Raw genomic sequence first — 25,452 nt, forward strand, 5'->3', positions numbered from 1 at the left:
GAATGGCGGAGCGGGGGGTGCCGGTGCTCCGGGGGGGTGCCCCTATGGGTTTCGTCAACCTGTGGGGGCGGGGTGGTGAGGGGCCGCCGGGTGGGGCTAGCAGTCGCCCAGGTTCACCAGCGACCCGGCGTTCGAGTGCGTGACGTACACCATGATCAACTCCATGGGGACCGCCAGGACGTTGAGGCACAGGAAGAGGAACACGCTGATGTAGGTCAGAATCGCCGGCCAGCTGTCCCCGAGCCGATCGCGGTACTGCCGGCGGATCCGTTTGATGAGCACTACGCCTACCACCACCGCCGCCAATCCGAGGGCCAGCCCGGCCCATGCGGCCACGTATTCCGCATTCGGGAAGGGCATGTGCCGGCATGCGTCCTGCTGCCGGTGGGCCCAGTCGTTCTCGATGTCCTCCGAGTGCAGGGAAGCTGCGGGCCCCGCAACGGTCAGGAGCGGGACCGACAGTGCGGCGACCAGCATGCCGGGCGTGATGCGACGCTGGAGCGCAGCGTTGTCGAGTGAGTCCCCGGAGGGTGAAGTAGCCATCAGTGCCAGTTCGGTTGCGGTCGGACAATGCGAATGCGTTGCTCACCGCTGTTGTTGGTGGCAATGTGCGCTCGTGCTTCCAGACTGACGTTCTGCCACGAACTCGTGTGTCCAGTCAGTTTGATGTCGCCGTCAGGCGTGACCGAGGTGACGACGGCGGCGTGGTAGGTCTCGCCTTGGGGCTCGCCGCCCTTGCCAGGGTCTTCGGCCACCTGTTCGCAGAAGATGAGGTCGTCAGGGCGCGCTTGCGACCTCGGTACTTCTCCCACCGTTGTCCGTGAGGAAGGTCCGCCGAGGGCCGGACCGTTCCCGCATGGTCGCGTCGCCCGTCCCAGCAGGGGAGCTATCCGCAGTCGCCCAGAACCGAGCCCGACCCGTCAGACGAGAACGCGGCGTACAGCATGAACAGCTCCAGCAGAATGGCCAGCGCATTGGCCCCGACGCTGAGGTAGGCGATCAGCCCGGGCCACGTCTCGCCGAGTCGGACGCCGTGCCGCCGACGGGTCCGCCGGGCGAGCAGCACGCAGAGGATCACCGCTGCCACGCCGAGGGCCGGCCCTCCCCACGCGACCACGAATTCCATCTGCGGCCGGGCCATGATCCGGCACGCCGCCTGTTGCCGGTCGACCCAGTCCTCGTGGATGACCTGCACGTACAACGAGCTGATCACGCCGAGGGCGGTCACGACCGGGACGAGTAGTGCCGCTATCCCCGCGCCCAGCGGGAGGTGGCGCTTCTGCGGGGTGTCGGGGAGTGTGGCGGAGGTGGGTGGAGTGTCCATCAGTACCAGTTCGGATGCGGTCGGACGATGTGGATGCGTTGCTCGCCGTGGTTTCGGGTGGCGACGTGCTCCCGGGCCTCCAGGCTCACGTTCTGCCATTCGCCCGTGTGTTGGCTCAGTTTGATGTCACCGTCAGGCGTGACCGAGGTGACGACGGCGGCGTGGTAGGTCTCGCCTTGGGGCTCGCCGCCCTTGCCAGGGTCTTCGGCCACCTGCTCGTAGAAGATGAGGTCGCCAGGGCGCGCCTGCGACCTCGGGACTTCCTCACCACCGTTGTCCGTGAGGAAGTTCCGCAGGTATTTGGCCGATGCCCAGGAACGCGAGTGGTACGCCCGCTGGTCCCACCAGTCGATGCCTATGCCGCTCTCCCGGCCCCAGGTGTTGTCACCGCGAGGGCCCAACCAAGTGTCGAACTTCTTCTGCATGCCGCCGGCTTCGAGAGCGGACGAGGCGAAGTTGGCACAGTTGTTCTCGAACTTGAGGTCGTCGGGCTTGTTCCAGTGGTCCAGCGCGTAGCGGACCATCTCGACGCGGTCGATCTTGCCGTCGCGGCCCCGGATCTCCTTCCCGACGTCGTCGGGAAGGCCCGTGAGGTCGGCGATGGTCACAGGGTCCGCCAGCATCAGCGCCTTGTGCTGCTCCGGCGTCAGCCCGTCCCACCAGGCGCGGACGAGGTGCGGGTCCTTGCCGACCGGAATGCTCCCCCTGATCATGTCGATCTCAAGGTGGGCGGTCTCGGTTTCGATGTAGTTGTGGGCCACGTTCGTGTCGGAAACGTTGATCTTCGTCGCCAGCTTGTCCAGCTCCGCGGACGCCTTCTTGTCCGCTTGGGACGCCTGCCGCAACGCCTCGTCGATGAGGTCGTTGACCTCGGATATGTGGCCCTGTTCCTTCTTGTAGTCGTCGCGTACGTTCTGCGGGATGTTGGGGCCCACGGGTGCGGCGCCCGAGTACGCGCCCACGGCGCGGCCGTCCTGGATGTGCAGTCCGTACTCCGCCGCGAGTTCGGCCGCGTGGAACAGCGTGCGCTGGGACCACTCCATCGACGACGCCAGACCGTCGATGATCATGGCGACGCCCTTGATGATGTCGCCGCCGGCCTCAAGGCGGTCGGCCAGGTCGTGCAGGCGCTTGCTCGCCTTCTTGCCCGTGGCGTCCGCCCAGTGATCGTCAAGCGGCTTCTTGCCCTGCTCCCGGACGTCGTCCGCGGCGGTCGAGGAGCGCCGGGAGAGGGCGATCCAGTCGTCGGCCGCCTTCTTCCACTGGTCGACGTGGCAGCTGTGCAGGTCGTTGTACGAGACCACGGTCAGTCCTTCGCGAAGTCGTCGAGGCCGTGCTGGAGCCTGCGCATGGCGTCCTTCGCCTGCTTGTCCGTGGCGTCGTAGTCGTTGGCCGCACCGTGGAGGTTCTCGGCCATGCTGTTCATCTGCTTGGCCAGGTCGATCATGTGGTTCTCCCACGCGGCCGCACAGCGCTTCAGCGCACCAGCCGAGGCCCAGCCGTGGTCGTTGTCGGCCACCTTCTCGCTGGAGTCGAGGGATTTGCCCAGGTTTTCCACTGCCTTCCCGGCAGCGTCCTCGGTCCCGTTCCCGCCCCGACGCACCTGGTGCGTCTTGATGTCTATGTCCATACCCTGCCCCCGTAATTAGCCCGATCAGCTTAATCGAGCTCGCGCCGCCCACCGCGCGCGGGCGGCGCCGCGTGCACCTACCGTGGAAAGGTCGGAAAGGGGTGAGTCGCACCATGACCGATTTTCCGGAAGGCACGCCCTGCTGGGCGGACGCCATGTTCAAGGACGTCGAGGGCGCCAAGCGTTTCTACGGCGAGCTGTTCGGCTGGACCTTCGGGGAGGCCGCCAGCGAGTACGGCAACTACACCCAGGCCCACTCCGACGGCAAAGCCGTCGCCGCCGTCGTCCCGACCATGCCAGGCGGCGACGAATCGCCCTCCGCCTGGTGTCTGTACTTCGCGTCCGACGACGTCCACCGGACCGCCGAGGAGATCAAGAACGCGGGCGGTGCCCTGCTCATGGAGCCCATGCAGGTCGGCTCGTTCGGGTCGATGGTGATCGCCAAGGAGCCCAGCGGCGCCGTCTTCGGCGTCTGGCAGGCGGCCGGGCACCGGGGCTTCGAGAAGACGGACGAGCCCGGCTCGTACTGCTGGGCCGAGCTCTTCACGCGCGAGCCCGCCAAGGCAGACGACTTCCTCAAGAAGGTCTTCCCCTATGGCGCGCAGAAGGTGGAGTGCGACGACTCTCCCGAGACCCAGGGCATGGACTTCAAGGTCTTCAGCCTAGGTGGCGGCGGACAGGACGGTCAGGACCGTCCGGTGCTGGGCCGCATGAAGATGGGGGACGAGTTCCCGAAGGACATTCCCGCTTACATCCAGGTCTATTTCAGCGTGCCGAACTGCGACGCCGCGGTCGAAACCGCCCAACGGCTCGGCGGACGCCTGTACTTCGGACCGATGGACAGCCCGTTCGGCCGTTTCGCCGCGCTCAGCGACCCGCAGGGCGCCGCCTTCGCTGTGCTCGACGCGAGCACGAAGGTCGGGGAGATGCCGCGGATGACGGCGGCGTAGGGAGGCAGGAGGCCGGAGGCCGGAGGCAGAGGTGAGGTAGAGGAGTAGAGGAGAGGCGTAGGGGCGGCGTGGGGGCGGGGCTCGAACGTCGTCGCAGGACGGCGCGGGCTGGGTGGCAGGATGTGGGGATGGTGACGAATGAGCCGTGGGCGGGGCTGCACGGAGACCTGCTGGCGGCGAAGACAGCGGTGTACGACCCGAGTCGCTTCGTCTGCTCGCAGCCGGTGCCCGAACCGGAGAGTGCTGAATACGCGGCCCACGCCTTCACGCTCGACGGTCTGGCGGTGAGATTCCGCGTGGCCAAGACCACCCCGACGAAGGTCGGCCAGTTCGTCACCGTGTGGCAGCGATCGGCCGAAGGCCCCATCCGGCCCTTCGACGCCGAGGACGGCGTCGATCTTTTTGTCATCAGCAGCCGCGACAGCGGCCACTTCGGGCAGTTCGTGTTCCCGCGCGCGGTGCTGTGCGAGCGCGGCATCGTGTCCCGAGGAGGGTCCGGCGGGAAGAGGGGATTCCGTGTCTACCCGCCATGGGTGACCACGACCAGTCGCCAGGCCGCCGCCACTCAGGCGTGGCAGACGGCGTACTTCCTGCATCTCGGGGCTGAAGGCGGGCCGCTGCTCGACGTCGTCGACGTGGCGCGTGCCCAAGCGCTTTACCACCCGTAGGGGGGCCGTGAGGGCCTTGGGGGTGCGCCTGTGGGGACGGGCTCGTGGGGGCGCGTCTGTGGGGGCGTCGAGCAGCGTTGGTCGGCGGCGGTCGGCGTCGGTCAGTGGTGAGCCCGCCGGGGCCCGTTGTCGCGGGCCCCGGCGGGGGTGAGCTGTACGTCCTCAGCAGTGGCCCGGGCCGACGCCGTCCATGCGGCCGCCGAAGTCACCGCGGTAGTCGCGGCGCCAGTCGCCGTTGTGCACCGCCCGCTTCTCGGTGGGCTGGTAGGCGATGAAGCAGGCATCGGTGTTGGCGACGAACGAACCGACATGGTCGTGCAGGGCGGGCGGCAGGTCGCGGTAACCGCTGTTCGCCGTCCACTCCCATGACTTACCGGAGTAGTCGGAGCCGCTGTAGAAGCACACCGACCCTCCGGGACACGCGGGAGCGGCAGCTGCCGGAGCGGCCTGGGCTGCGGTGACGGGGAACAACATGGCAAGTGCTGAGACAGCGCAGAGCGGCCACATGCGCAGCTTCATCCGTTACTCCAATACTCCGTGTTCCGGGCGGACTCCCGCGATCGGGGAGCGCGAACGCAGACAGGACATCGCGTTCTCTCCGCCCGGTGCAGGGCGCACGTGAGCATTTCACCCCATCGAATGCATTACGCCTATATGTGCACGGGGAGTTCCGATGAGCTGCCAGTCGGCACGGGGTGCGGGCCCGGGTGCGGTGGCCTGTGGCAGGCCGGGCGGGCGCAGCGCGCCGTACTCGGTGAAGCGGCGGGTGCCGCAGCGTTCGCAACGGGAGACGCCGTGGCTGTGTGTCCAGCCGGCCGGGTGGCGGCAGTGATGCGCGGGGGTCACCAGATGCTGCTCTCGGGGAGCAGGTGGGCATGGCGGAAGTGGTCGCGCATGGCGACGGTGGCGGCCACGGCGCGCTGCCGGTCGCCACTGTCCACGGCCGTACGTTGCGCGGACTGCAGCGTGACGCATTCGGCACACCGGATGGGCGAGGCGGACGCGGCCCCGGAAAGCCCGGCGGCCTCCCGCTCCTCACGGGTCGCGAGTCGCAGGGTGTGGGCGGGGGCTTCCCACTCCTTGCCGCCGCCTGGTGGTCTGACTTGGACGCGTGGTCCGACGTTGCCCATCACTTGGGCGAGCCGGGCGCTACGCGTGTCCACCACGTACGCGCCTTCGCGGTAGGTCATGGAAGGCCACCTTCGAGTTGTCCTTGCTGGGGGTGCTCACAGCTTGGGGGCGCGGGACTACTCTCGGGAGGGGGGAGGGCTTTACAACGGCCTTGCATCGAAGGGGAGTTAGGCTTTGGCTAAAGGTTCTGGTGCGGTGGGCGGGCATGGTCAGGAGAAGGTGGGATGGGAGTTCTTCGGCTCGGAGCTGAAGCGAAAGCGGGAAGCGGCCGGGCTTACGCAGCAGGCGCTGGGTAATCGCGTCTTCTGCTCCGGTTCCTACATCGGGCAGCTTGAGACGGCGGTGCGCAAGCCACAGCTGGACCTCGCGCAGCGGATCGATGCGGAGCTGGGGACGGACGGGTTCTTCGAGCGGATGTGCCGGAAGCTCATCGACAGCACGACGAACGTTCCCTACTTCGCGCCGGTGGCCCACCTGGAGGGAACCGCTACAGAAATTCACGTGTACTCGCCGATGTACGTGCCGGGGCTGCTGCAGACTGCGGACTATGCGCGCGCGGTGTTCAAAGGTGGCTTCCCGCTCGCGCCTGACGAGGACATCGAATCCTGGGTAGCTTCGAGGTTGGAGCGTCGGAGCATCGTCGCGCAACCGACAAAGCCCCTGTTGTGGAACGTCATCGATGAGAATGTGATTCGGCGCCCCACCGGCGGGGCTGCCGTGATGCGGGAGCAACTGGAGTACCTGGCGTCGCTCGCCCGCGACGAGCGCATTGTCCTACAAGTTCTGCCGTACAGTTCCGGCGCTCCTGCGCTGAGCGGGATGCTCAAGCTCATGATGTTTGACGACGCCCCGCCCGTCGCTTACTCGGAAGGCGCCATGAGTGGCAGCTTCATGGACGAACCCGCCCGAGTTGCCAGGCTGCAGCTTGCCTATGACTTCGCTCGCGCTGCCGCACTGCCGCGAGACGCATCCCTGACCTTGATCGAATCGGCAGCAGAGGAGTACGCGGATGACAACTGAGAACGGGCCCGGCCGATGGGTGTGGCGCAAGAGTTCGTACTGCGGCTCCGGCGCTGAGGGCACCGACGACTGCCTCGAAGTCGCCGACGACATAACCGGCTTAGTCCCCGTTCGCGACAGCAAGAACCCCCAAGGCCCCACCCTCGTCTTCCCCGCATCCTCCTGGGCCGCCTTCTTGCGCACCCACAAGGCCACCGAATCCCCGTCGCCGTAATCGCCGGGCCGGCCCGGCCCCGTAGCGAGGTGGACGCGAAGTGAACGCTGCGCCGCTGCGCGGCTTGGGGCGGGGAGGGGGCGGGCTGCGCCCCGGGGGTCGCCCGCTGCGCGGCCGGAAGGCGGGCCCGGCACGGGGTCGCGGGGCCCAGAAGCCAAGGGGTGACGGCCTCACGCCGTGCGGGCCCCGCACGTGGGGGCGCCTCGGTGAGGTGCCCCCACTGCTGTGGGTCAGCCGAGGGCGGGCATTCCGCCGGGCACCGCGCCCGTCACCGCGCCCGTCCCCACCGGCAGGCCGCCGAGGAGCTCGGCACCCGGAAGCGACGCCCCGTGCTCCTGCCCCACCTTCGCGGGCAGTGTCTTGGTCTTGCTTTCCTTCTGCGTCGGCGTGGCCAGGCCGTGGCCCAGCAAGTCGGGAGCGCCCGCCGGCAGGTTCTGCACGATGCCCGTGACGGTCTTCACCGCCCCGTCGACCGGCGTGTCCGCGGCGGCGGCGCCGGCCGTGCCCAGTACGGCAGTTCCGGCCAGCAGTGTGGCGGCCATGGTCTTGGAGTGCATCGGTTGCCTTTCACATCCCTGTGTTCGGGGGTGGCTCGGCGCTCGGCAAGCGCTGTGTCATTGCTGCGAGTTGGCCTCCCCTCGTCGAGGGGTGCCGTGGAGCCGCCCACCGTACTGGCGCGTGTGTACCGGTCCTCTGCCCCCGGCGCCGTCGAAGGCCCACTGACCTGGTCATTGGCCGTGGCAGCGAGGACGCAAAGAGCACTCCCCCGGGTGACGCCCTCGGGTGACAGTGACGCCCGCGGCCGTCCGTCGTGTCACCGCGCGTAGGAACCCATGCCGACGAGGCAGTAGACGATGGAATTGATGGTCCTGCCGCCCAGCGTCGTCTCCGACGAATAGGCGTACTGCGTATCAGGGTTGCCGCGGCACTTGCCGAGGTCGGTCGTCGCGAAGAAGGTCTCGATCACGCGGTAGTGCGCGTCGCTGGACGAGCAGTCGACCCTCTTGACGTTGTGCACGGTCACCGGCGTCGTCGAGTCGGGCAGCGTCCCGCCCAGACACGTGCCAGTGCTGAACGGGCTCGCCGGCGTGGGGACGGGTGGGGGCGCGATCGTGCGGCCTCCGTCCGGGGCCGTCGTGGCCCGGGGCCTGCTGTCGCTGAAGAGCGGACTCGGCGCGCCCGTGGTCGGCGCCGACGCCGACGGCTTGGAGTCGTCACTGTTGTTCAGCACGACGACCACGGCCAAGACGCCGAGTGCGACGAGCGTGAACACAGCCGCGGCCAGCGGGTTCTTGCCGGCGGGCTGCTTCGCCGGCGGCGGTGGTGGCGCCGGCGGTGGTGCCGACTCGCCCATGACGCGGATCCGTAAGAGCATCGGCCCCTGGTCGGTGGAGATCCTGACGAGACCGCCGTCCTGAACCGGTGGAACGCGCACGCTGAGAGAGCCGGTCGGCAGATAGACGACCTTGGTGACCCCGGAGGCCGCTTCCTCCGGGGTGAGGTAGAGCGTGATTTCGTTGGGCACCGTCGCTCCGTAGGGGGTGATGACTCGCCGTGGTGGTGGCGAGATCCCTGAACTCCCCGGATTGTCGCGGGAACCGGCCCCCTTGCCCACCCCTGACGGCCGCCCTCCGCCTGCTCCCTACGCCGTCGCCCGCGCGAGGCCGGCCTCGATGCGCTCCAGCAGGCGCAGCGTCTCGGTCCGCTCGTCGGCCGTGAGGCCGGCCGTCGCGTCGGCTTCCAGCTCGGCCCAGAGCCGCTCGACCTCCTGCCGTAGCGCCTGGCTCGCCGGCGTGGGTTCGACGAGCACGGCCCGCCTGTCGCCGGGGCAGGGGCGGCGGCGGACGAAGCCGGCGTTCTCCAGGCGCTGGACCGTGCGGGTCATCGTGGCGGCGTCCGAGTCGAGGAGGCGCACCAGGTCCGTCTGGCGCTGCGCGCCGAGCTCCCACAGCTGCATCATCACGAGCTCCTGGCCGATGTGGAGGCCGACGCGGCGCAGCAGCTGGCCGGCGAGCATCCGGTGCAGGCGGCTCACGCGGAAGATGGCGTGGCTGATCGGGCCCGCCTGCGCGGCCCCGGGCACCGGGACGGACGACGCGTTCGTCGTGTCGTCGGCTCCGTTCGTTGAGCGGCTCATGCGACGCCTTCCCTCGGTGAATGTTGTTCGAGCAGGGATCACTTTATCTGATGGCGCTATGGCTGTGTTTGGGCTGCTCTGGTGTGTTCACTTGGGGAGTGAGTGACCTGAATCACGGCGACGGAGGAATGGTCTCGGCTATTTACTTGTTCGGACAGGTAAATCACTCCCCATCGAAGGACCGACCATGACGACCACTGCATTCGACCCGTTCGAGCTGGGCGGCAGGAAGCTGGCCAACCGCATCGCGATGGCCCCCATGACCCGCAGTCGCGCTTACGGCCCCGGTGCCACCCCCACCGAGGCGATGGCGGACTACTACGCGCAGCGCGCGAGCGCCGGCCTGATCGTCACCGAGGGCGTCCAGCCCTCCGTGGTCGGCCAGGGCTACCCCGACACCCCGGGCCTGCACTCCGCCGAACAGGTCGTCGCCTGGCGCACCGTGACCGAGGCGGTCCACCGCGCCGGCGGCACGATCTACGCGCAGCTGATGCACACCGGCCGCGTCGGCCACCCCAGCCTGCTCCCCGACGGCCTGCTTCCTGTCGGCCCCTCCGCCGTCGCGGCCAAGGGCCAGGTGTTCACTCATGAGGGGCCGAAGGACTTCGTCACCCCGCAGGAGCTGACCGAGGCCGCAATCGAGCGGACGATCGCCGACTTCGCCCGCGCCGCGCGCAACGCCGTCGCCGCCGGCTTCGACGGCGTGGAGGTCCACGGCGCGAACGGCTACCTCATCCACCAGTTCCTCGCCCCCAACGCCAACCTGCGCACGGACGGGTGGGGCGGCTCCGCCGAGGGCCGCGTCCGCTTCGGCGTCGAGGTGGCCACGGCGGTGGCCGACGCCGTCGGCGCAGAGAAGGTGGGCTTCCGCATCTCTCCCGGCAACCCCTTCAACGACATCGCCGAGACGGACCTGGAGGAGACCTACGGCGCCCTCACCGAGAAGCTGGCGGCGCTGGGCCTGGGCTACCTGCACGTGATGGAGGGCCCCCACCGCGACCTGACCCACCGTCTGCGCAAGAACTGGTCCGGCGCGTTCGTCCTGAACCCCTTCACCCACCCCGACGTCACCGGCCCGGAGTCCCTCACCCTGGTCGAGGACGGCACCGCGGACGTGATCGCCTTCGGTGCGCTGTTCCTGGCCAACCCCGACCTGCCGCGCCGCCTCGCCGCCGGAGGCCCGTACAACACGCCCGACCCCGCCACCTTCTACGGCGGCGACGAGCGCGGCTACACCGACTACCCCGCCCTGCCGTAGCCACCGGACCGCGGATGTTCTGTCCGATGGTGTGTTGATCTGTGGAGGGGGGTCTCCCGCGGCCTACCGTCGCACCAGGCGGCGGGCCGGTACGCGCCGCCGAACCGACCGTCCCGGGAGAACCCATGCCCCCACCAGGAGCCCGGCGTCCCGAGGCCGCTTCGCCGCCGGCCCGGGCCGGCGCGCTGGAGCGGCTGGGGCGGTGGTGCGCACGGCACTCCGTCGTGGTCGTCGTCGTGTGGCTGGTCGCGCTCGGCGTCCTGCGCCTGGTGCAGGACGTGGCCGGCGGCACGTACTCCGACGACTTCAGCCTGCCCGGGACCCAGTCCTACCAGGGCCAGCAGGTGCTGAAGGCGAACGCCCGCGGCGCGAGCGGCACCGGCGGCCAGGTCGTCCTCCACGACGCCCACGGGCCGCTGACGGACGTCCGCGGCCAGGTCGACCAGACCGTGTCCGCCCTGCGGAAGCTCCCGCACGTGGTGGCCGTGGAGAACCCGCTGCCGCCCCCGTCCGGATCGCCGGCGAAGCCCGAGCCCACCGGCGCCCTGTCCGCCGACGGGACCATCGGCTACCTCACCGTCCGGTTCGACACCACCCCCGCCTCGCTCGGCCACTCCTACGTCCACCGGGTCGACGACGCGGTCGCGCCGCTGCGGAGCGCCGGGGTCCAGGTCGAATACGGCGGGCCGCTCGGCGAGCTGGCCCGGCCGGCGACCCACGACTTCACCAGTGAAGCCGTCGGCTTCACGGTGGCCGTGATCGTCCTGCTGATCGGCTTCGGCAGCGTCATCGCGGCGGTGTATCCGCTGGTCAGCGCGCTGATCGGGGTCATCATCGGGCTGGCCTGCCTGAGCCTGCTGGCCGCCGCCTTCACCTTCGCCAGCGTCTCGCCCACCCTGGCCACGATGATCGGGCTGGGCGTGGGCATCGACTACGCCCTGTTCCTGATCACCCGTCACCGGCAGCTGCTCCTGGACGGCACAGGCCCCAAGGCGGCGGCCGGCCGGGCGGTGGCCACCAGCGGCCGCGCGGTCCTGGTCTCCGGGGGCACGGTCGTCGTCGCGCTCACCGGTCTGTACGTCTCCGGGATCAGCTTCATCGGCAAGCTGGGCGCGGCGGCCGCCGTCACCGTCGTCACCGCCGTCCTCGCCGCCCTCACCCTCGTCCCGGCGCTGCTGGGCCTCGCCGGGCGGCGGCTCGACCGCTGGCGCGTGCGCACCCCGGTGGCGGAAGGGGCCACGGGGACGGAGGCGGGCACCTGGCACCGCTACGCCCTCCAGGTGGCGCGGCGTCCGTGGTGGTTCCTGGCCGGTGGGCTGGTGACGGTGGCGGTCCTCGCCATCCCCCTCTTCTCGATCCGCCTCGGGCACGTCGGCGACGGCGCGGACCCCACGACCTTCACCGACCGGCGCGCCTACGACCTGATCAGCGAGGGCTTCGGCCCCGGCGCCAACGGTCCGCTGACCCTCGTCGTCGACCAGAGCGCCGTCCCGGCCGGCGATCGGGCCGCGCTCGCCGCGAAGCTGGGGAAGGCCCTCACCGGCGTCCCGGGGGCGGCCGGCGTCACCCCGCCGCAGCCGACCGGCAACGGCCAGGTCCTGACGGCGACCGCCGTCTCCGCCGTCCCGCCCCAGGACGCCGGCACGACGGACCTGTTCAACCGGCTGAAGGACGACGTCCTGCCGCAGGCGGTGGCCGGTACGGCCGCCAGGACGTACGTGACCGGCTCGACCGCCGCGCAGGTGGACTTCCTGGAGCTGATCTCCGCGCGGCTGCCCCTCATCATCGCGGTCGTCGTCGGCCTGGCCTTCCTGCTGATCCTGATCGTCTTCCGCGGGCTGCTGGTGGCGGTCAAGGCCGCGGCCCTCAACCTCCTGTCGATCGCCGCCTCCTACGGAGTGGTGGTCGCCGTGTTCCAGTGGGGCTGGGGCGGTCCGGCGCTCGGGGTCGACGGCACGGTCCCGATCGAGAGCTACGTCCCGATGATGATGTTCGCCATCGTCTTCGGCCTGAGCATGGACTACGAGGTCTTCCTGCTCTCACGGGTCCACGAGGCGTGGCGGCGCACCCACGACAACGAGGCCAGCGTCGCCCACGGCCTGGAGGTCACCGCCCGGGTGATCACGTGCGCGGCGCTGATCATGGTCAGTGTCTTCGCCGCGTTCGTCATCAGCGACAACGTGGTCGTCAAGATGCTGGGCCTGGGGCTCGCGGTCAGCGTTCTGATCGACGCGACGGTCGTCCGCCTGCTGCTGGTGCCGGCGGCGATGACCGTGCTCGGCCGCAACTCCTGGTGGGTGCCGCGCTGGCTGGACCGGATCCTGCCCCACGTGGACGCCGAGGGCGCCCCGCAGGGTCCGGGAATGGGTTCGGAACGATCAAGGTTGTAGCCGTCGCCGGCGACGTGCCGGCTGCTTCCACTGTGACTTCCGGGGGAATCGTGTCGACAGAGATGGCGGACGCTGGCGCCGCGCAGGGCCTTGAGGGCCGTTCGTTCCTGTTCCTGCTGGGCAGCGCCCGCACCGACGGGAACACCGAGACGCTCGCCCGGCGGGCCGCCGAGCAGCTGCCCGCCGGCGTGGAGCAGCGGTGGCTGCGGCTGAGCGAGCTGCCGCTGCCCGCGTTCGAGGACCGGCGGCACGGCGGCGGCCACGGGGGCGAGGGGCCGGCGGGCAACGAGCGGACCCTGCTCGACGCCACGCTGGAGGCCACCGACCTGGTCGTGGCGTCGCCGCTGTACTGGTACAGCGTCTCGGCCGCCACCAAGCTGTACCTGGACCACTGGGCCGGTTGGCTGAACGCGCGCGAGCTGCACTTCCGGGACCGGATGCGCGGCAAGACGATGTGGGCCGTGACGACGACGAGCCACGAGGACGCCGCCAAGGCCGACCCCCTGCTGGGCACCCTGCGGCTGTCCGCGGACTACATGGGCATGAGCTGGGGAGGGGCGCTCGTCGGGCACGGCAACCGGCCCGGTGACGTCGAGGGCGACGCGGACGTGCTGCGCGACGCCGAGGCGTTGTTCCGGCCGGCGGCGCGCGCGGAGTGAAGCGCGGACGGGGCCGCCCCGCGCGGGGCGGCCCCGTCACGGGCGTCAGACGTTGACGCCGAAGTCCTGCGCGATGCCGGCGAGGCCCGAGGCGTAGCCCTGGCCGACGGCGCGGAACTTCCACTCGGCGCCGTTGCGGTACAGCTCGCCGAAGACCATGGCCGTCTCGGTGGCCGCGTCCTCGCTCAGGTCGTAGCGGGCGATCTCGGCGCCGCCGGCCTGGTTGACGATGCGGATGTAGGCGTTGCGCACCTGGCCGAAGTTCTGCGAGCGCGTGGTGGCGTCGTAGATGGAGACCGGGAAGACGATCTTGTCGACGTCGGCTGGCAGGGCGGCGAGGTTGACGTTGATCGACTCGTCGTCGCCCTCGCCCTGGCCGGTGGTGTTGTCACCGGTGTGGACGATGGACTGGTCCGGGGTGGACTTGTTGTTGAAGAAGACGAAGTGCGCGTCGGAGTAGACCCGGCCGCCCGCGTTCACGGCGATGGCGCTCGCGTCGAGGTCGAAGTCCGTGCCGGTGGTGGTGCGGACGTCCCAGCCGAGGCCGACCGTGACGGCCGTCAGGCCCGGGGCCTCCTTGGTGAGGGAGACGTTGCCGCCCTTGGACAGGCTTACAGCCATGGGATGTGTCCCTTTCGTCAGTTCGTCGCCTCGCGGGTGCGGGGGTCGCGCGCACGAAGTTACCGTCACCCCGGATAACGCCGTCCGGGGGACGCAGGGTTCCAGCTCGCTTTACTTTCTTTGCCAATTCCTGATGCCGGGGGCGGGGCCCCGGGCGGCAAAACGAGGTGACGGGCGCGCTCACGGCAAGGGAACATGGGGGCATGTCCGGTCCCCACGTCATCCGCGGCTCCGTCTCCCTGCCCGAGGCCGAGCTGGTGTGGCGTTTCTCCCGGTCCTCCGGGCCCGGTGGCCAGCACGTCAACACCACCGACAGCCAGGTCGAGCTGCGCTTCGACCTCGCGAACACCACCGCGCTCCCCGAGGTGTGGAAGGAGCGGGCGCTGGAGCGGCTGGCGAGCAGGCTCGTGGACGGCGTCGTCTCCGTGCGGGCCTCCGAGCACCGCTCCCAGTGGCGCAACCGCGAGACGGCCGCGGTCCGCCTCGCCGCCCTGCTCGCCGAGGCGAGCGCGCCGCCGCCGCGCAAGCGCCGGCCCACGAAGATCCCCCGGGGCATCAACGAGCGGCGCCTGCGGGAGAAGAAGCAGCGCGGCGAGACCAAGCGGGGGCGTTCCGGGCGGGATTGGTAGGGGCGTGTGCCCCCGGCCGCCTCCTCACTTGAGGAAGCGGTAGCGCCCCCGGAAGTACGTCAGCGGCCCGCCCTCCGTGCTGGGCGCCTCGGCCCGGAGCACCCGGCCGATGACCAGCGTGTGGTCGCCGGCCGCCACCCGCTGCTCGGTGCGGCACTCGAGCAGGGCCAGCGCGCCGCGGATCAGCGGCGCGCCCGTCGACGTGCCGCGCTCGTAGGCGAGGTCCTCGAAGAGGAGCCGGTCGCTGAGGCGGCCCTTCATGGCGAAGCGGCCCGCCACGTGGCGCTGGCTCTCGGCGAGCACGGACACGCCCCACAGGGGCTGGCGCTCCAGGAGGTCGTCCATCCGGGAGCCGTTGCGCACGCTCACCATGACCAGCGGCGGCTCCAGCGACACCGACAGGAACGCGGTCGCCGTCATCCCGACGTCCTCGCCGCGCGGACCGTCCTCGGGGTCGTGCGCGGTGACCAGCACGACGCCCGCGGCGAGGCGGGCGAGGGCGGCACGGAATTCGTCGGCGGTCACCCCTTCAGGATGAGCTATGGCGGTACCGGTGGGCGAAGTCGTCTGGAACACCCTCCGCACGCTAGCCGCCGCGCCGCCGGGCCGCATCGGCCTTGCGGACCAGGCCGGTCCTAGGTCGCAGGGGCCGGGGGAGGCCGGGACGCCCGACCGCGCGCCCCCGCGCGCCGCCCGGCGAAGCCCGCGCGCCCACCCCTTTTCGAATTTGCGTTCACGAAGCATAGGCGCGCACCCGAACGCCAGTGGCACGTCATCATCACATCGTGTGACATGAGTCACAGAGCGCAGTAATTGTTGACCCTGTGTACCGGGTGGTCAGCTCGCTGTGATTCAGTGGCCGGGTAAACGGACGCACAAGAAGCCTGGAGTTGCTGTCGAGGTCTCGGGGGAGAGCGAGCTATGGAGACCGAGTCGGAGCCGTACGTCCGCCTGGCGACCTTGCGACAGGTCCACAAGGTGGTCGCGGAGCTGAACACCGCGCGCAGCCTCGCGGACACCCTGCAGACCGTCGCCGACGGCATCGTCACGGGACTCGGCTACGAGCTCGCGGCCGTCAACCTGGTCCGCCCGGACGGCGATCTCGTCGTGGCGGCGGTGGCCGGAAGCGCCAGCGCCGAGGCGCTCATGGCGGGCCGGGTGGGCTCCCGGGTCTCGTGGGAGCGGCGGCTGTCCATGGGGGACCACTGGGGCGACCTGCGCTTCATCCCGTACACCGAGGGCTGGGTCCTCGACGACGACGACGTCCCCCAGTGGCACACCGCCGGACCCGCCCCCCGCTTCGCCGACGAGTGGCATCCGATGGACCGCCTCTTCGCCCCGATGTACACGGCCGGACCCGGCGGCGGCGAGCTGCTCGGCGTGATTTCGGTCGACAAACCGACCAACGGACGCCGCCCCGGCGCCTGGGGCCGCGAGGCCCTCCAGATGTACGCCTCACAGGCCGCGATTGCGATCAGTAACGCTCGTCTACGCGCAAATATGCAGCGCGCCCTGGTCAGACTGGAACGGGAGCAGCAGGCGCTGCGGGCCAGTGAGGAAAGCTTCCGCCAGGCCTTCGAGTACGCCCCCAGCGGCATGGCCATCGCCGAGCTCGGCGGCGACCAGCACGGCCGGCTGCACCGCACCAACGACGCCCTGTGCCGGCTGCTGGGCCGGCCCGCGTCCCAGATGCGCCGCTACTCCTTCGCCGACCTCGTCCACCCCGACGACATCGGCACCCTGCTGCGCACCTCCGCCGAGGGCGGCCGGGCCGAGCTGCGCCTCGCACGGCGCGACGGCACGTTCGTGTGGGTGTCGCTGCGCAATTCCGTCGTGGCGGACGCCGCCGACGGGCCGCGCTTCCTGCTCACGCACGTGGAGGACATCGAGGAGCGCAAGCGGCACGAGCTGCAGCTCGCGCACCGCGCCAGCCACGACTCCCTCACGGGCCTGCCCAACAGCGCCGAGCTGCGCGCCCGCCTGAGCGCCCGGCTCTGCGACCGCCCGCCCGGCAGCGAGCCCCACGCCGTCGGGGCCGCCGCCCCGTACGGCTCGCTGGAGGGCTTCGCCGAGGTCGAGAGCGCCGGCTACGCCCACGGCCACGGCTTCGGCGCCGACACGGGCCCCGACTACGCGCCCGACTTCGGTGCGGACGACTTCGCCGGCGTGCCCGCGGGCGGCTACGACCACCACGAGCACACCGTCGCGCCCGACGAGGAGGCCGACGACGGCGCCAAGGGCCTGGCCGTCCTCTTCTGCGACCTCGACGGCTTCAAGGCGATCAACGACCGCTTCGGCCACCACACCGGCGACGCCGTGCTCATCGAGGTCGCCCGGCGGCTCAGCAACGGCGTCCGCGACGGCGACACGGTGGCCCGGCTCGGCGGCGACGAGTTCGTGGTGCTCGCCGACGGGCTGGGGGTCGCGGATGCCGAGGATCTCGCCGTACGCCTGCGTAACGCGATCATTCCGCCCATAAGGGTTGATGGGCGTGCGGTGCGGGTAGGGGCGAGTTTCGGCATCGGCTGGGCGGGTTGCGGCATGTCCGCGGACGAGGTGTTGCACTCCGCTGACCAGCGGATGTACGTGGAAAAGCGGTCCCGCGCGAAGGCCGGAAGGCGCGCCGGCTGATGCTCCGTCCGATACCGGCCGGGGGTAACGGGCACGGCGTGAAACCGCCCGCTCGGGGTAGGCTGCGCCGATGCGGCACAGCCGCCGACCGTGGTGGCCGACCGGCCTCGACAGCCACGGTGCGGGCGGCGCTACGAGCGTGGGCGCCGAAGGGCACACCATGTGGGGAGTGACAGGGGATGACGGCCGGCACTAACGGCACCGGTACGCCGGAGAACGACGACCCGTTCGGTTACCTGTACCGCTCGGAAGGCGGTGACGGGGCGACCGAGGGCGGTCAGGCTGTCCGTCAGCCGGGCGTCCCGCGTACGTCGTACAACCAGGTCCGCCCGGTCGGCTCACGCCAGTACGGCCAGCAGCCCGCCGCGAACCGCGCACAGCAGCACCCGCACTACGCCGCCCCCGAGACGCTGCCCGGCGGCATGCAGGCCCAGCCGGGCCACGCCGCGCCCGCACAGGGCGGCCACGGCAGCCGGCCGAACCGGCGCGGGCTGCTCATAGCCGCGATAGCCGTCGTCGCCGTCGTGGCGACGGGCATCGGTGTCGCGATGATGACGAACAACTCGTCGGACAAGGGCACCACGCAGAACATCGCGGACGGCGAGAAGTCCGGCGGCCAGGGCGACGCGGACAAGTCCGACGACTCCTCGAAGAAGAAGGACGACAAGGACAAGGGCGACAAGCCCAAGAGCAACTCCACCAACGCGCAGCTCAAGCGTGACGCCTCCACGCTCCGCCTGAGCGGCGGCGCGACCACGGAGAAGATCGTCAACGGCGCGCAGGCCACGGACGGCCTGTACATCACCGGCATGAACCAGGTGGGCGCCGCCGTGGAGTGGACGGTCGACGTGGACGCGGGCGGCGACTACCGCCTCAACGCCCGTTACGGCGTCCCCGGCAAGGACGCCAACCTCACCATCTCCACCAACGGCAAGGGCGACACCCGTCCCATCAGCATGAAGAACTTCGGCGGGACGAAGGAAGGCGACTGGGAGGCCGGGTGGAAGAACACCTGGTCGATCATCAAGCTCAACAAGGGCACCAACACCATCAAGGTGTCCTGTGAGCCGGGCAACGCCTGCGAGGTCCACCTCGACCAGCTCTGGCTCACCAAGGGCGGGGCCTGACGGCCCTGAGGAACCCCGCCACCGTCTCCGCCATCGCTTCCCTCGCCGGTGCCAGGTAGGCGCGCGGGTCGACGGTCTGCGGGTGGGCCTGGAGGAAGGCCCTGACCGCGCCCGTGAAGGCCGCGTTGAGGGCCGTACCGACGTTGATCTTCTTCATGCCGGCGGCCACCGCGCGGCGGAGTTCGGCGTCCGGCACGCCCGAGGAGCCGTGCAGCACCAGCGGCACGGGCACCGCCGCGCGCAGGGCGGCGATCAGGGTGTGGTCGAGGGTCGCCGTGCGTTCGGTCATCGCGTGCGAGCTGCCGACGGCCACGGCGAGGGCGTCCACGCCGGTGTCGGCGACGTAGGCGGCCGCCTCGGCGGGGTCGGTCCGCACGCCCGGCGTGTGGGCGTCGCCCGGCTTGCCGCCGACGCGGCCGATCTCGGCCTCGATCCAGATGCCGCGCGCGTGGGCCCAGCGGGCCGCCTCCGCCGTCGCCTTCACGTTCTTCGCGTAGGGCAGCTTCGAGGCGTCGAACATGACGGAGCCGAAGCCGTGGGCGGCGCAGGCCCGGAGGAGGTCCGCGCTCTCGACGTGGTCGAGGTGGAGCGCGAGCGGCGCGCGTGAGGCGCGGGCCACCGCGGCGGTGGCGGCGGCGATGGGGGCCAGGTCGCCGCCGTGGAACCGCACCGCGTTCTCGGAGACCTGGAGCACGGCCCCGGCCCCCGCGCTCTCGGCGCCGGCGGCGATCGCCTCGGCGTGCTCGACGGTGATGACGTTGAAGGCGAGAACGGCGCCGTCCGAGGCACCGGACATCAGCTCGCTCGTGCGGACCAGGGGCATGCGGCCTCAACTCCCTCAGCGGTGACGGCTGTCGCCGGATAAGTGGCAGGCGCTCACAGGGCGGTCACCCGCACCCGCGGCAGCGACTCCTCGTACAGCACGGGGTCGTACTCGCCCGCCGCCGGTGCGCGCACGGCCGCCGTCGCCAGGGCCACCGCGCGCGTCAGCCGGTCCGGCCAGGGCAGGCCCTCGGCCAAGGCCGAGAGGAGGCCGGCCACCGCCGCGTCGCCCGCGCCCGTCGGGTTGCCCGGCAGGGGCTTCGGCGGGGCGGCGCGCCAGGTGCCCTGGGGGGTGAGGGCGAGCATCCCGTCGGTGCCCAGCGAGGCGGCCACCGCGTGGGCGCCCCGGCGGCGGGCGTCCTGCGCCGCGCGCAGCGGGTCCGTGGAGCCCGTCAGCGCCGCCAGCTCGGCGGCGTTGGGCTTGACCACGTCCGGGCGGGCCGCGATCCCGCGGCGCAGCGGCTCGCCGCTCGTGTCCAGGAGCACGGGCACCCGGCGCGCCCGCGCCTCCCGCACCAGGTGGGCGTACGCCCCCACCGGCACCCCCGGCGGCAGGCTGCCGCACAGCGCCACGGCCGAGGCGTCGTCCAGCAGGCGGGCGTAGCGCTCGCCGAAGGCGGCCCACTCGTGCGGGGAGACGTGCGGTCCCGCCTCGTTGAGCTGGGTCGTGTCACCCGTGCCCGCGTCGACGACGGCGACGGTGCGGCGGGTGGCGCCGGTTATCTCCAGGAGCTGGTCGCCGAGGGTGCCGTCGGCGGGGGCGCACTCGGACAGCAGACGCCGCACGGTCTCCCCCGTGGTGCCGCCCGCGAAGCCCGTCACCACCGTCTCGTGGCCCAGGGCGGCCAGCACGCGCGCCACGTTGAGCCCCTTGCCGCCGGGTCGTTCGAGGACCCGGGTGACGCGGTGTGAGGTGTGCGGGAGCAGGCGCGGAACGCGATACGTCAGATCGAGCGCTGTGTTGAGCGTGACCGTGAGGATCAACGGCGCCCCTCCCGTGACTTCCCTGTGACGGGTCTCCCATGACGGCTGCGCCAGCGATCATGCCAAAACAGCGGCGGCAGGCCCAGACCCCGGGACCCGCCACCGTTGTTCCTCCGGGTGCGGAGGGGGGAAATACGCGGAGGATCAGTGCACTTCGGGCCGGACCAGCCACTCGCCCTTGCGCATCACGCCCACCAGGTCGTACGAACCGTCGAGCACGACCAGGTCCGCGTCCATGCCCGGCTCCAGTGAGCCGACCCGGTCGCCCAGGCCCAGCAGCCGCGCCGGATTCGCCGAGAGTGCCCGGACGACGTCCTCCACCGGCAGCCGGTCGACGGTCACCGCGCGCTTGAAGGCCGTGTCCAGGGTGAGCGTCGAGCCGGCGATCGAGCCCGCCGTCGGGCCGTCGGCGATGCGCGCCACCCCGTCCTTGACCTCGACGCTCATCGGGCCGAGCGGGTACATGCCGTCGCTCATGCCGGCCGCGCCCATCGCGTCGGTGATGAACGCGACCCGGTCCGCGCCCGCCCGCGCGAACGCCAGCTCGAGGACCGCCGGGTGCAGATGCGTGCCGTCGTTGATCAGCTCGACCGTCACCCGCTCGTCCTCCAGGAGCGCGGCGATCGGCCCGGGGGCGCGGTGCAGCAGCGACGGCATCGCGTTGAAGAGGTGGGTGGCGACGGTGGCGCCCGCGTCGACGGCCTCCAGTGCGGCCTCGTACGTGGAGTCGGTGTGGCCCACGGCCGCGACGACGCCGTGGTCGGCGAGCAGCCGTACGGACGCGAGGCCGCCCGGCAGCTCGGGAGCCAGGGTCATCATCCGCGCCGTGCCGCGGGCCGCGTCGACGAGCTTGCGGACGTCCGCGGGGTCCGGGTCGCGCAGGAGCCCCGGCTGGTGCGCGCCGCAGCGGTGCGGGGAGATGAACGGGCCCTCGAAGTGGATGCCCGCCAGGTCGCCCTGCTCGGTGAGCTCCGCCAGGACGGCCGCCTGCCGGGCCAGGTCGTCCAGGTCACCGGTGACGGTGGAGGCGACCATCGTCGTGGTGCCGTGCGCCCGGTGCGTGCGGATCGCGGTGAGCGCCTCCTCGGCGTCGCCGGAGGAGAAGGACGCGCCGCCGCCGCCGTGCACGTGGACGTCCACGAAGCCGGGGACGATCCAGTGGCCGGTGAGGTCGAAGGTGGGGGGTTCCCCCGCCTGGTCGTCGGCGATCCGCCGGCCGTCGACCGTCACCCGCCCGTCCTCGACCACACCGGTCGGCAGCACCACGCGGGCACCGGCGAGAACCGTTCGTTCGACCATCAGGCGGAAACCTCCGTGAGGGGGGTGGGCTGGGTGGGGACGGCGGGCCCGGCGGGGCCGGGGCCCAGGAGGTCCCAGGCGAGCAGGCCGGCGCCCAGGCAGCCGGCGGTGTCCCCGAGGGCCGCCGGCACGATGTGGGGGGACGTCTGGAAGGTCAGGCGTCCGGCGACGGCCGCGCGCAGCGGCGCGAACAGCGTCTCGCCGGCCTCCGCGAGGCCGCCGCCGACGATGAGCGTGCGGGGGTCGAGGAGGGTGAGGGCCATGACCAGGCCGTCGGCGAGGGCCTCCACGGCGTCCTGCCAGACGATGCGGGCGCGCGGGTCGCCGGCCTCGACGGCCGCGGCGCAGCCGGCGGCGTCGGCGTCCTCCTCGCCGCTCGCCGCGGCCCAGGCCCGGCCGACGGCCGAGGCGGAGGCGAGCGCCTCCAGACAGCCGCGGCCCCCGCAGCCGCAGGGCGGCGCGTCCGGGCCGGTCCGTACGCGGACGTGGCCGATCTCGCCCGCGGAGCCGTGGGCGCCCTCCTCGATGCGGCCGTCGATGCCGATGGCGCCGGCGATGCCGGTGCCGAGGGGGACGAAGAGGAAGCGGTCGGCGCCCTTGCCGGCGCCCAGGCGTCCCTCGGCCAGGCCGCCGGTGCGGACGTCGTGGCCGACGGCGACGGGTACGGCCGGGCTGGTGCCGGTGCCGGTGCTCAGGCGGGTGGCCAGCAGTTCGCGCAGGGGTACGTCGCGCCAGCCGAGGTTGGCGGCGTAGACCGCGGTGCCGGTCGCGGTGTCCACGAGGCCGGGCACGGCGACGCCGGCCGCGACCGCCGGCTCGCCGTACGCGCGCAGCCCGTGCTCCCGCAGCTCCGCGGCGAAGTCGAGGATGCCGGCCACCACGGCCTCGGGGCCCTGGTCGCGGCGGGTGGGCCGGCGGGCCTCGTGGAGCGGCTCGTTGTCCGCGCCGATCAGCGCGGCCTTGATGGCGGTGCCGCCGACGTCGAGGGCGATGACGTGTTTCACGTCGGTAGTTTCGCGCGTCGGGGCACGAAAGGTCTAGTCCACTCGCCGGGGGCGGGGCCGGTGGGGTGGGGGGGTGTTCTCCCCGCCCCGCCCTTTCACCGTTTCCCGAGGCTGCCCCCCGCCCCCCCGCCCCCCGGCCCGCGGCGCGGGCGGTGCCCGGCCGCTGGGGCCGAAGCCGGGCCGGGGCCTATCCCCGCAGGATCACGCTCCGCGTCAGATGGCGGGGCGCGTCGGGGGACAGGCCCCTCGACTCCGCCACCGCCACCGCCAGGCGCTGGGCGCGGACCAGGTCCGCCATCGGGTCGCGGCCGCCGATGTCGTCGGCGACGAGCGTGCCGCCCGTCTGCGCGATCTCGTCGGCCAGCCCCGGCGGCAGCGGGCCGAACGCCCACACCACCCGGCCCGGGCCGGCGACCGCGACCGGGCCGTGGCGGTACTCCATCGCCGGGTACGCCTCCGACCACGCGCCCGCCGCCTCCCGGATCTTCAGCGCCGCCTCCTGGGCCAGGCCGTACGTCCAGCCCGCCCCCAGGAACGTCCACTGCCCGGCCTCCGCCACCCCCGGCGGCAGCGGCTCGGTGACCGAGCCCTCCGCGGCCGTCGCGGCCTGCTCGACCGTGTCCGCCGGCAGGGGCCCGTGGGTCTCCAGGCCCGCGCGCAGGAAGGCCAGGGCCGTGGTCGCGAAGCGCGTCTGCACCACCGACTCCTCGTCCGCCCACTCGAGCACCGCCACCTCGTCCGCCGCGCCCGGCAAGGGGGTCTTCGGGTCGGCGGTGACGGCGAGCGTGGCCGTGCCCGCACGGCTGCGCAGGGCGCCGAGCAGGCGCAGCACCTCGGTCGTCGTCCCGGACCGGGTGATCGCCACGACGCGGTCGTACGGGCGGTCGAGGGGGAACTCCGACGCGGCGAAGGCGTCCGTCTCGCCCTGGCCCGCGGCCTCGCGCAGGGCGGCGTACGACTGGGCCATGAACCAGGACGTGCCGCAGCCGGTGACGGCCACCCGTTCGCCGGGGGCGGGCAGGCCGGGCGCGGCCGCCGCGGTGCGCGCGGCGCGGCGCCAGCAGTCGGGCTGGGTGGCGAGTTCGCGGGCGGTGAGAGAAGGGGACGGCTTCATGCGCTGGTGCTCCTCACGGCGGTGCGACAAGCGGACCTTCCGTGGATAGCAGTCCCGTGTGACCTGGGGGAAGAGTGCTAGGCCGATACCGAAGCGCAACGCGGAGGCCGTAGCCCGTAAGGTGGCGCGCGGGAGAAACTCACGGTCTCCACGGGACTCACGGTCTCCAGGGGGGAGATTCACGGTCTCCACAGAGCGAACACGAACCACGAGGTGGGTAGCAGCAGTGCAGCGGCGGCGGTTCCTTGGCATGACGGCGGCGGGTGCCGCCACGGCGGCGTTGGCGCCGGCGCTGACGGCGTGCGGCGCCGAGACCCCCGGCGGCGACACGAAGCTGAAGCTCGTCGCGGCCGACTACGGCGACAACGCGGCGAACAGCTCCAAGAAGTACTGGAGCTCCCTGGCCAAGGCCTTCGAGTCCAAGAACAAGGGCATCAAGGTCGACGTCCAGGTCTACAGCTGGACCGAGGTCGACAAGAAGGTCGCCGACATGGTCGCCGCGGGCAAGGCCCCCGACCTCGCGCAGATCGGCGCGTACGCCGACTTCGCCGCGGCCGGCAAGCTCTACAGCGCCGACCAGCTGCTCTCCATCCCCACTCAGGCCGACTTCATCTCCGGCATCGCGCGCGCGGGCGAGGTGCACCGCGTGCAGTACGGCCTGCCGTTCGTCTCCAGCACCCGCCTGCTCTTCTACAACAAGAAGCTCTTCGCCAAGGCCGGCGTCGCCAAGGCCCCCGAGAGCTGGGACGAGCTCCAGGCCGCCGCGGTCAAGCTCAAGGCGGCCGGCGTGCAGATACCTTTCGGCCTGCCCCTGGGCCCCGAAGAGGCGCCCGCCGAGATGATGATGTGGATCCTCAGCGCCGGCGGTGGCTACACCGACAAGAACAGCACCTACACGATCGACTCCGAGGCCAACGTCAAGGCCTTCAAGTGGCTGCGTGACGAGCTCGTCGGCAAGGGCCTCGTCGGCCCCGGCGACCCCGCCCGCACCAACCGCCAGGACGTCTTCGACGCCTTCACGCGCGGCGAGGTCGGCATGCTCAACGGCCACCCGACGCTGATGCAGCAGGCCAAGGCCAAGCGCATCGACTTCGACACGGCGCCGCTGCCGGGCTACGCGGGCAAGGCCAAGGCGACCATGGGCGTCGCCGACTGGATGATGGCGTTCAGGCAGAACGGCCACCGCGAGCAGATCGGCAAGTTCCTCGACTTCGTCTACAGCAAGGACAACGTGCTGTCCTTCTGCACGGACTACCGCCTGCTGCCGGTGACCACCGCCGCCTCCGAGGCGATGCGCGCCGAGCGCGCCAACGCCGACCTGTGGCCCTTCCTGGGGCAGCTGACGAACGCCGAGTTCTACCCGGCGGACAAGACCTCCTGGGCGAAGGTCAGCAAGACGGTCAAGGAGAAGATCGGCATGGCCGTGCGCCCCGGCGGCGACCCCGAGTCCATCCTCAGCGAGATCCAGCGCGAGGCGACCGCGACGGAGAACACCGGCCGGTAGGGCCGCCCCGGTACGTTGGAGCACGTGGAGTCGTACGAGGAGCACGGCGCGCCGGAGCCCGGCGCGCTGTCCGAGCGGGAGCTGGGCGTGCTCGCGCTGGAGCGGGAGTCGTGGGCCGGGCCCGGCGCGAAGGAACGCGCCGTCCGGGAGCGGCTCGGCATCACCCCGACCCGCTACTACCAGCTTCTCAACGCCCTCCTCGACGACCGCCGCGCCCTGGAGCACGACCCCGTCACGGTCAACCGGCTGCGGCGGCTGCGCGACGCCCGCCGCGCGCGTCGCTGAGCGCCCCGCACCGCCCCTCGCGGCGGGGGCATCCCCGGCCGCCGCGTGGGT

Annotated in this window: 30 protein-coding genes; 12 read left to right on the plus strand and 18 right to left on the minus strand. The window is 71.6% G+C overall.

Going from position 1 to position 25,452, the window contains the following annotated elements:
- Nucleotides 1-96: 96 nt before the first annotated feature.
- The 5 genes from CYQ11_RS17585 to CYQ11_RS17600 form a co-directional block, all read right to left on the minus strand.
- Nucleotides 97-477: a hypothetical protein gene (locus CYQ11_RS17585; protein ID WP_146104698.1), complete on the minus strand. Its 381-nt coding sequence runs from the start codon at nucleotides 475-477 to the stop codon at nucleotides 97-99.
- Nucleotides 478-542: 65 nt separating this feature from the next.
- Complete coding sequence (locus CYQ11_RS29210) at nucleotides 543-755, minus strand: hypothetical protein (RefSeq protein WP_146104699.1); 213 nt, start codon at nucleotides 753-755, stop codon at nucleotides 543-545.
- 131 nt (nucleotides 756-886) lie between these two features.
- Complete coding sequence (locus CYQ11_RS17590) at nucleotides 887-1,324, minus strand: hypothetical protein (RefSeq protein WP_099199069.1); 438 nt, start codon at nucleotides 1,322-1,324, stop codon at nucleotides 887-889.
- A complete protein-coding gene (locus tag CYQ11_RS17595; protein WP_099199068.1) occupies nucleotides 1,324-2,628 on the minus strand; it encodes an amidase domain-containing protein in 1,305 nt (434 codons plus the stop codon). Before CYQ11_RS17595 ends, CYQ11_RS17590 begins: the two co-directional genes overlap by 1 nt.
- A 2-nt stretch (nucleotides 2,629-2,630) precedes the next feature.
- The gene (locus CYQ11_RS17600; RefSeq protein WP_099199067.1) at nucleotides 2,631-2,954 is read right to left on the minus strand and encodes a type VII secretion target; all 324 of its coding nucleotides are present in this window, start codon (nucleotides 2,952-2,954) and stop codon (nucleotides 2,631-2,633) included.
- Between the two features lie 113 nt (nucleotides 2,955-3,067).
- Here CYQ11_RS17600 and CYQ11_RS17605 point away from each other — a divergent pair, with 113 nt between their 5' ends.
- Nucleotides 3,068-3,904, plus strand: coding sequence for a VOC family protein (locus tag CYQ11_RS17605; RefSeq protein ID WP_099199066.1), 837 nt, complete (start codon nucleotides 3,068-3,070; stop codon nucleotides 3,902-3,904).
- 128 nt (nucleotides 3,905-4,032) lie between these two features.
- Entirely contained in the window at nucleotides 4,033-4,572 is a 540-nt protein-coding gene (locus CYQ11_RS17610) for a MepB family protein (protein WP_099199065.1), read from the plus strand.
- 162 nt (nucleotides 4,573-4,734) lie between these two features.
- On the opposite strand, the gene CYQ11_RS17615 is transcribed toward CYQ11_RS17610, so the two are convergent.
- The 3 genes from CYQ11_RS17615 to CYQ11_RS17620 form a co-directional block, all read right to left on the minus strand.
- Nucleotides 4,735-5,091 carry a peptidase inhibitor family I36 protein gene (locus CYQ11_RS17615; RefSeq protein WP_099199064.1) on the minus strand — a complete coding sequence of 119 codons (357 nt, stop codon included), beginning with the start codon at nucleotides 5,089-5,091 and terminating at the stop codon, nucleotides 4,735-4,737.
- Between the two features lie 108 nt (nucleotides 5,092-5,199).
- A complete protein-coding gene (locus CYQ11_RS30900) occupies nucleotides 5,200-5,418 on the minus strand; it encodes a DUF6255 family natural product biosynthesis protein (protein WP_420894532.1) in 219 nt (72 codons plus the stop codon).
- Entirely contained in the window at nucleotides 5,415-5,762 is a 348-nt protein-coding gene (locus CYQ11_RS17620; RefSeq protein WP_099201857.1) for a hypothetical protein, read from the minus strand. The genes CYQ11_RS30900 and CYQ11_RS17620 overlap by 4 nt, the downstream gene beginning before the upstream one ends.
- Before the next feature lie 136 nt (nucleotides 5,763-5,898).
- On the opposite strand from CYQ11_RS17620, the gene CYQ11_RS17625 reads away from it, so the two are divergent.
- Together CYQ11_RS17625 and CYQ11_RS17630 are read left to right on the plus strand one after the other, a co-directional pair.
- Nucleotides 5,899-6,723 (plus strand): helix-turn-helix domain-containing protein, encoded by an 825-nt coding sequence (locus CYQ11_RS17625; protein ID WP_099201856.1) that lies wholly within the window; start codon nucleotides 5,899-5,901, stop codon nucleotides 6,721-6,723.
- Nucleotides 6,713-6,937 carry a DUF397 domain-containing protein gene (locus CYQ11_RS17630; RefSeq protein ID WP_099201855.1) on the plus strand — a complete coding sequence of 75 codons (225 nt, stop codon included), beginning with the start codon at nucleotides 6,713-6,715 and terminating at the stop codon, nucleotides 6,935-6,937. Before CYQ11_RS17625 ends, CYQ11_RS17630 begins: the two co-directional genes overlap by 11 nt.
- A 230-nt stretch (nucleotides 6,938-7,167) precedes the next feature.
- On the opposite strand, the gene CYQ11_RS17635 is transcribed toward CYQ11_RS17630, so the two are convergent.
- The 3 genes from CYQ11_RS17635 to CYQ11_RS17645 form a co-directional block, all read right to left on the minus strand.
- Nucleotides 7,168-7,494, minus strand: a complete 327-nt coding sequence (locus CYQ11_RS17635) for a hypothetical protein (RefSeq protein WP_099201854.1) — start codon at nucleotides 7,492-7,494, stop codon at nucleotides 7,168-7,170.
- 257 nt (nucleotides 7,495-7,751) lie between these two features.
- Nucleotides 7,752-8,462, minus strand: a complete 711-nt coding sequence (locus CYQ11_RS17640) for an LppU/SCO3897 family protein (RefSeq protein WP_099201853.1) — start codon at nucleotides 8,460-8,462, stop codon at nucleotides 7,752-7,754.
- A 117-nt stretch (nucleotides 8,463-8,579) separates the two neighbouring features.
- Complete coding sequence (locus tag CYQ11_RS17645; RefSeq protein ID WP_099201852.1) at nucleotides 8,580-9,074, minus strand: MarR family winged helix-turn-helix transcriptional regulator; 495 nt, start codon at nucleotides 9,072-9,074, stop codon at nucleotides 8,580-8,582.
- A gap of 187 nt (nucleotides 9,075-9,261) precedes the next feature.
- On the opposite strand from CYQ11_RS17645, the gene CYQ11_RS17650 reads away from it, so the two are divergent.
- The 3 genes from CYQ11_RS17650 to CYQ11_RS17660 all read left to right on the plus strand — a co-directional run bounded on the left by CYQ11_RS17650 (nucleotide 9,262) and on the right by CYQ11_RS17660 (nucleotide 13,381).
- Complete coding sequence (locus CYQ11_RS17650; RefSeq protein WP_099201851.1) at nucleotides 9,262-10,332, plus strand: alkene reductase; 1,071 nt, start codon at nucleotides 9,262-9,264, stop codon at nucleotides 10,330-10,332.
- A gap of 125 nt (nucleotides 10,333-10,457) precedes the next feature.
- Nucleotides 10,458-12,722 (plus strand): MMPL family transporter, encoded by a 2,265-nt coding sequence (locus CYQ11_RS17655; RefSeq protein ID WP_099201850.1) that lies wholly within the window; start codon nucleotides 10,458-10,460, stop codon nucleotides 12,720-12,722.
- A gap of 50 nt (nucleotides 12,723-12,772) precedes the next feature.
- Nucleotides 12,773-13,381: a flavodoxin family protein gene (locus CYQ11_RS17660; RefSeq protein WP_420894531.1), complete on the plus strand. Its 609-nt coding sequence runs from the start codon at nucleotides 12,773-12,775 to the stop codon at nucleotides 13,379-13,381.
- A gap of 45 nt (nucleotides 13,382-13,426) precedes the next feature.
- Here the strand turns inward: CYQ11_RS17660 and CYQ11_RS17665 are convergent, their stop codons facing one another.
- Complete coding sequence (locus CYQ11_RS17665) at nucleotides 13,427-14,002, minus strand: TerD family protein (protein WP_099201848.1); 576 nt, start codon at nucleotides 14,000-14,002, stop codon at nucleotides 13,427-13,429.
- A 203-nt stretch (nucleotides 14,003-14,205) separates the two neighbouring features.
- Here CYQ11_RS17665 and arfB point away from each other — a divergent pair, with 203 nt between their 5' ends.
- Nucleotides 14,206-14,631 (plus strand): alternative ribosome rescue aminoacyl-tRNA hydrolase ArfB, encoded by a 426-nt coding sequence (arfB, locus tag CYQ11_RS17670; RefSeq protein WP_099201847.1) that lies wholly within the window; start codon nucleotides 14,206-14,208, stop codon nucleotides 14,629-14,631.
- A gap of 24 nt (nucleotides 14,632-14,655) precedes the next feature.
- Here arfB and CYQ11_RS17675 read toward each other — a convergent pair whose 3' ends face one another.
- Nucleotides 14,656-15,156, minus strand: a complete 501-nt coding sequence (locus CYQ11_RS17675) for a flavin reductase family protein (RefSeq protein WP_398780097.1) — start codon at nucleotides 15,154-15,156, stop codon at nucleotides 14,656-14,658.
- 396 nt (nucleotides 15,157-15,552) lie between these two features.
- Between CYQ11_RS17675 and cdgB the strand changes: the two genes are divergently transcribed.
- Entirely contained in the window at nucleotides 15,553-17,262 is a 1,710-nt protein-coding gene (gene cdgB / locus CYQ11_RS17680) for a diguanylate cyclase CdgB (RefSeq protein WP_099201845.1), read from the plus strand.
- A gap of 179 nt (nucleotides 17,263-17,441) precedes the next feature.
- A complete protein-coding gene (locus CYQ11_RS17685) occupies nucleotides 17,442-18,389 on the plus strand; it encodes a carbohydrate-binding protein (RefSeq protein ID WP_099201844.1) in 948 nt (315 codons plus the stop codon).
- Here CYQ11_RS17685 and CYQ11_RS17690 read toward each other — a convergent pair.
- The 5 genes from CYQ11_RS17690 to CYQ11_RS17710 all read right to left on the minus strand — a co-directional run bounded on the left by CYQ11_RS17690 (nucleotide 18,370) and on the right by CYQ11_RS17710 (nucleotide 23,612).
- Nucleotides 18,370-19,212 (minus strand): class II fructose-bisphosphate aldolase, encoded by an 843-nt coding sequence (locus CYQ11_RS17690; RefSeq protein WP_099201843.1) that lies wholly within the window; start codon nucleotides 19,210-19,212, stop codon nucleotides 18,370-18,372. The two genes, CYQ11_RS17685 and CYQ11_RS17690, sit on opposite strands and share 20 nt — an antisense overlap.
- Before the next feature lie 53 nt (nucleotides 19,213-19,265).
- On the minus strand, nucleotides 19,266-20,195 hold the full coding sequence (locus CYQ11_RS17695; RefSeq protein WP_099201842.1) for a 1-phosphofructokinase family hexose kinase: 930 nt from the start codon (nucleotides 20,193-20,195) through the stop codon (nucleotides 19,266-19,268).
- A gap of 144 nt (nucleotides 20,196-20,339) precedes the next feature.
- Nucleotides 20,340-21,494 (minus strand): N-acetylglucosamine-6-phosphate deacetylase, encoded by a 1,155-nt coding sequence (gene nagA, locus CYQ11_RS17700; protein ID WP_099201841.1) that lies wholly within the window; start codon nucleotides 21,492-21,494, stop codon nucleotides 20,340-20,342.
- Nucleotides 21,494-22,498 (minus strand): ROK family protein, encoded by a 1,005-nt coding sequence (locus CYQ11_RS17705; protein WP_104651003.1) that lies wholly within the window; start codon nucleotides 22,496-22,498, stop codon nucleotides 21,494-21,496. The genes nagA and CYQ11_RS17705 overlap by 1 nt, the downstream gene beginning before the upstream one ends.
- A 187-nt stretch (nucleotides 22,499-22,685) precedes the next feature.
- On the minus strand, nucleotides 22,686-23,612 hold the full coding sequence (locus CYQ11_RS17710; protein ID WP_099201840.1) for an SIS domain-containing protein: 927 nt from the start codon (nucleotides 23,610-23,612) through the stop codon (nucleotides 22,686-22,688).
- Nucleotides 23,613-23,862: 250 nt separating this feature from the next.
- Between CYQ11_RS17710 and CYQ11_RS17715 the strand changes: the two genes are divergently transcribed.
- Nucleotides 23,863-25,116: an extracellular solute-binding protein gene (locus CYQ11_RS17715; protein WP_099201839.1), complete on the plus strand. Its 1,254-nt coding sequence runs from the start codon at nucleotides 23,863-23,865 to the stop codon at nucleotides 25,114-25,116.
- A 24-nt stretch (nucleotides 25,117-25,140) separates the two neighbouring features.
- Nucleotides 25,141-25,401 (plus strand): DUF3263 domain-containing protein, encoded by a 261-nt coding sequence (locus CYQ11_RS17720; RefSeq protein WP_099201885.1) that lies wholly within the window; start codon nucleotides 25,141-25,143, stop codon nucleotides 25,399-25,401.
- Nucleotides 25,402-25,452: the final 51 nt, after the last annotated feature.

Source organism: Streptomyces cinnamoneus (assembly GCF_002939475.1).
GTDB classification, from domain to species: Bacteria; Actinomycetota; Actinomycetes; order Streptomycetales; family Streptomycetaceae; genus Streptomyces; species Streptomyces cinnamoneus_A.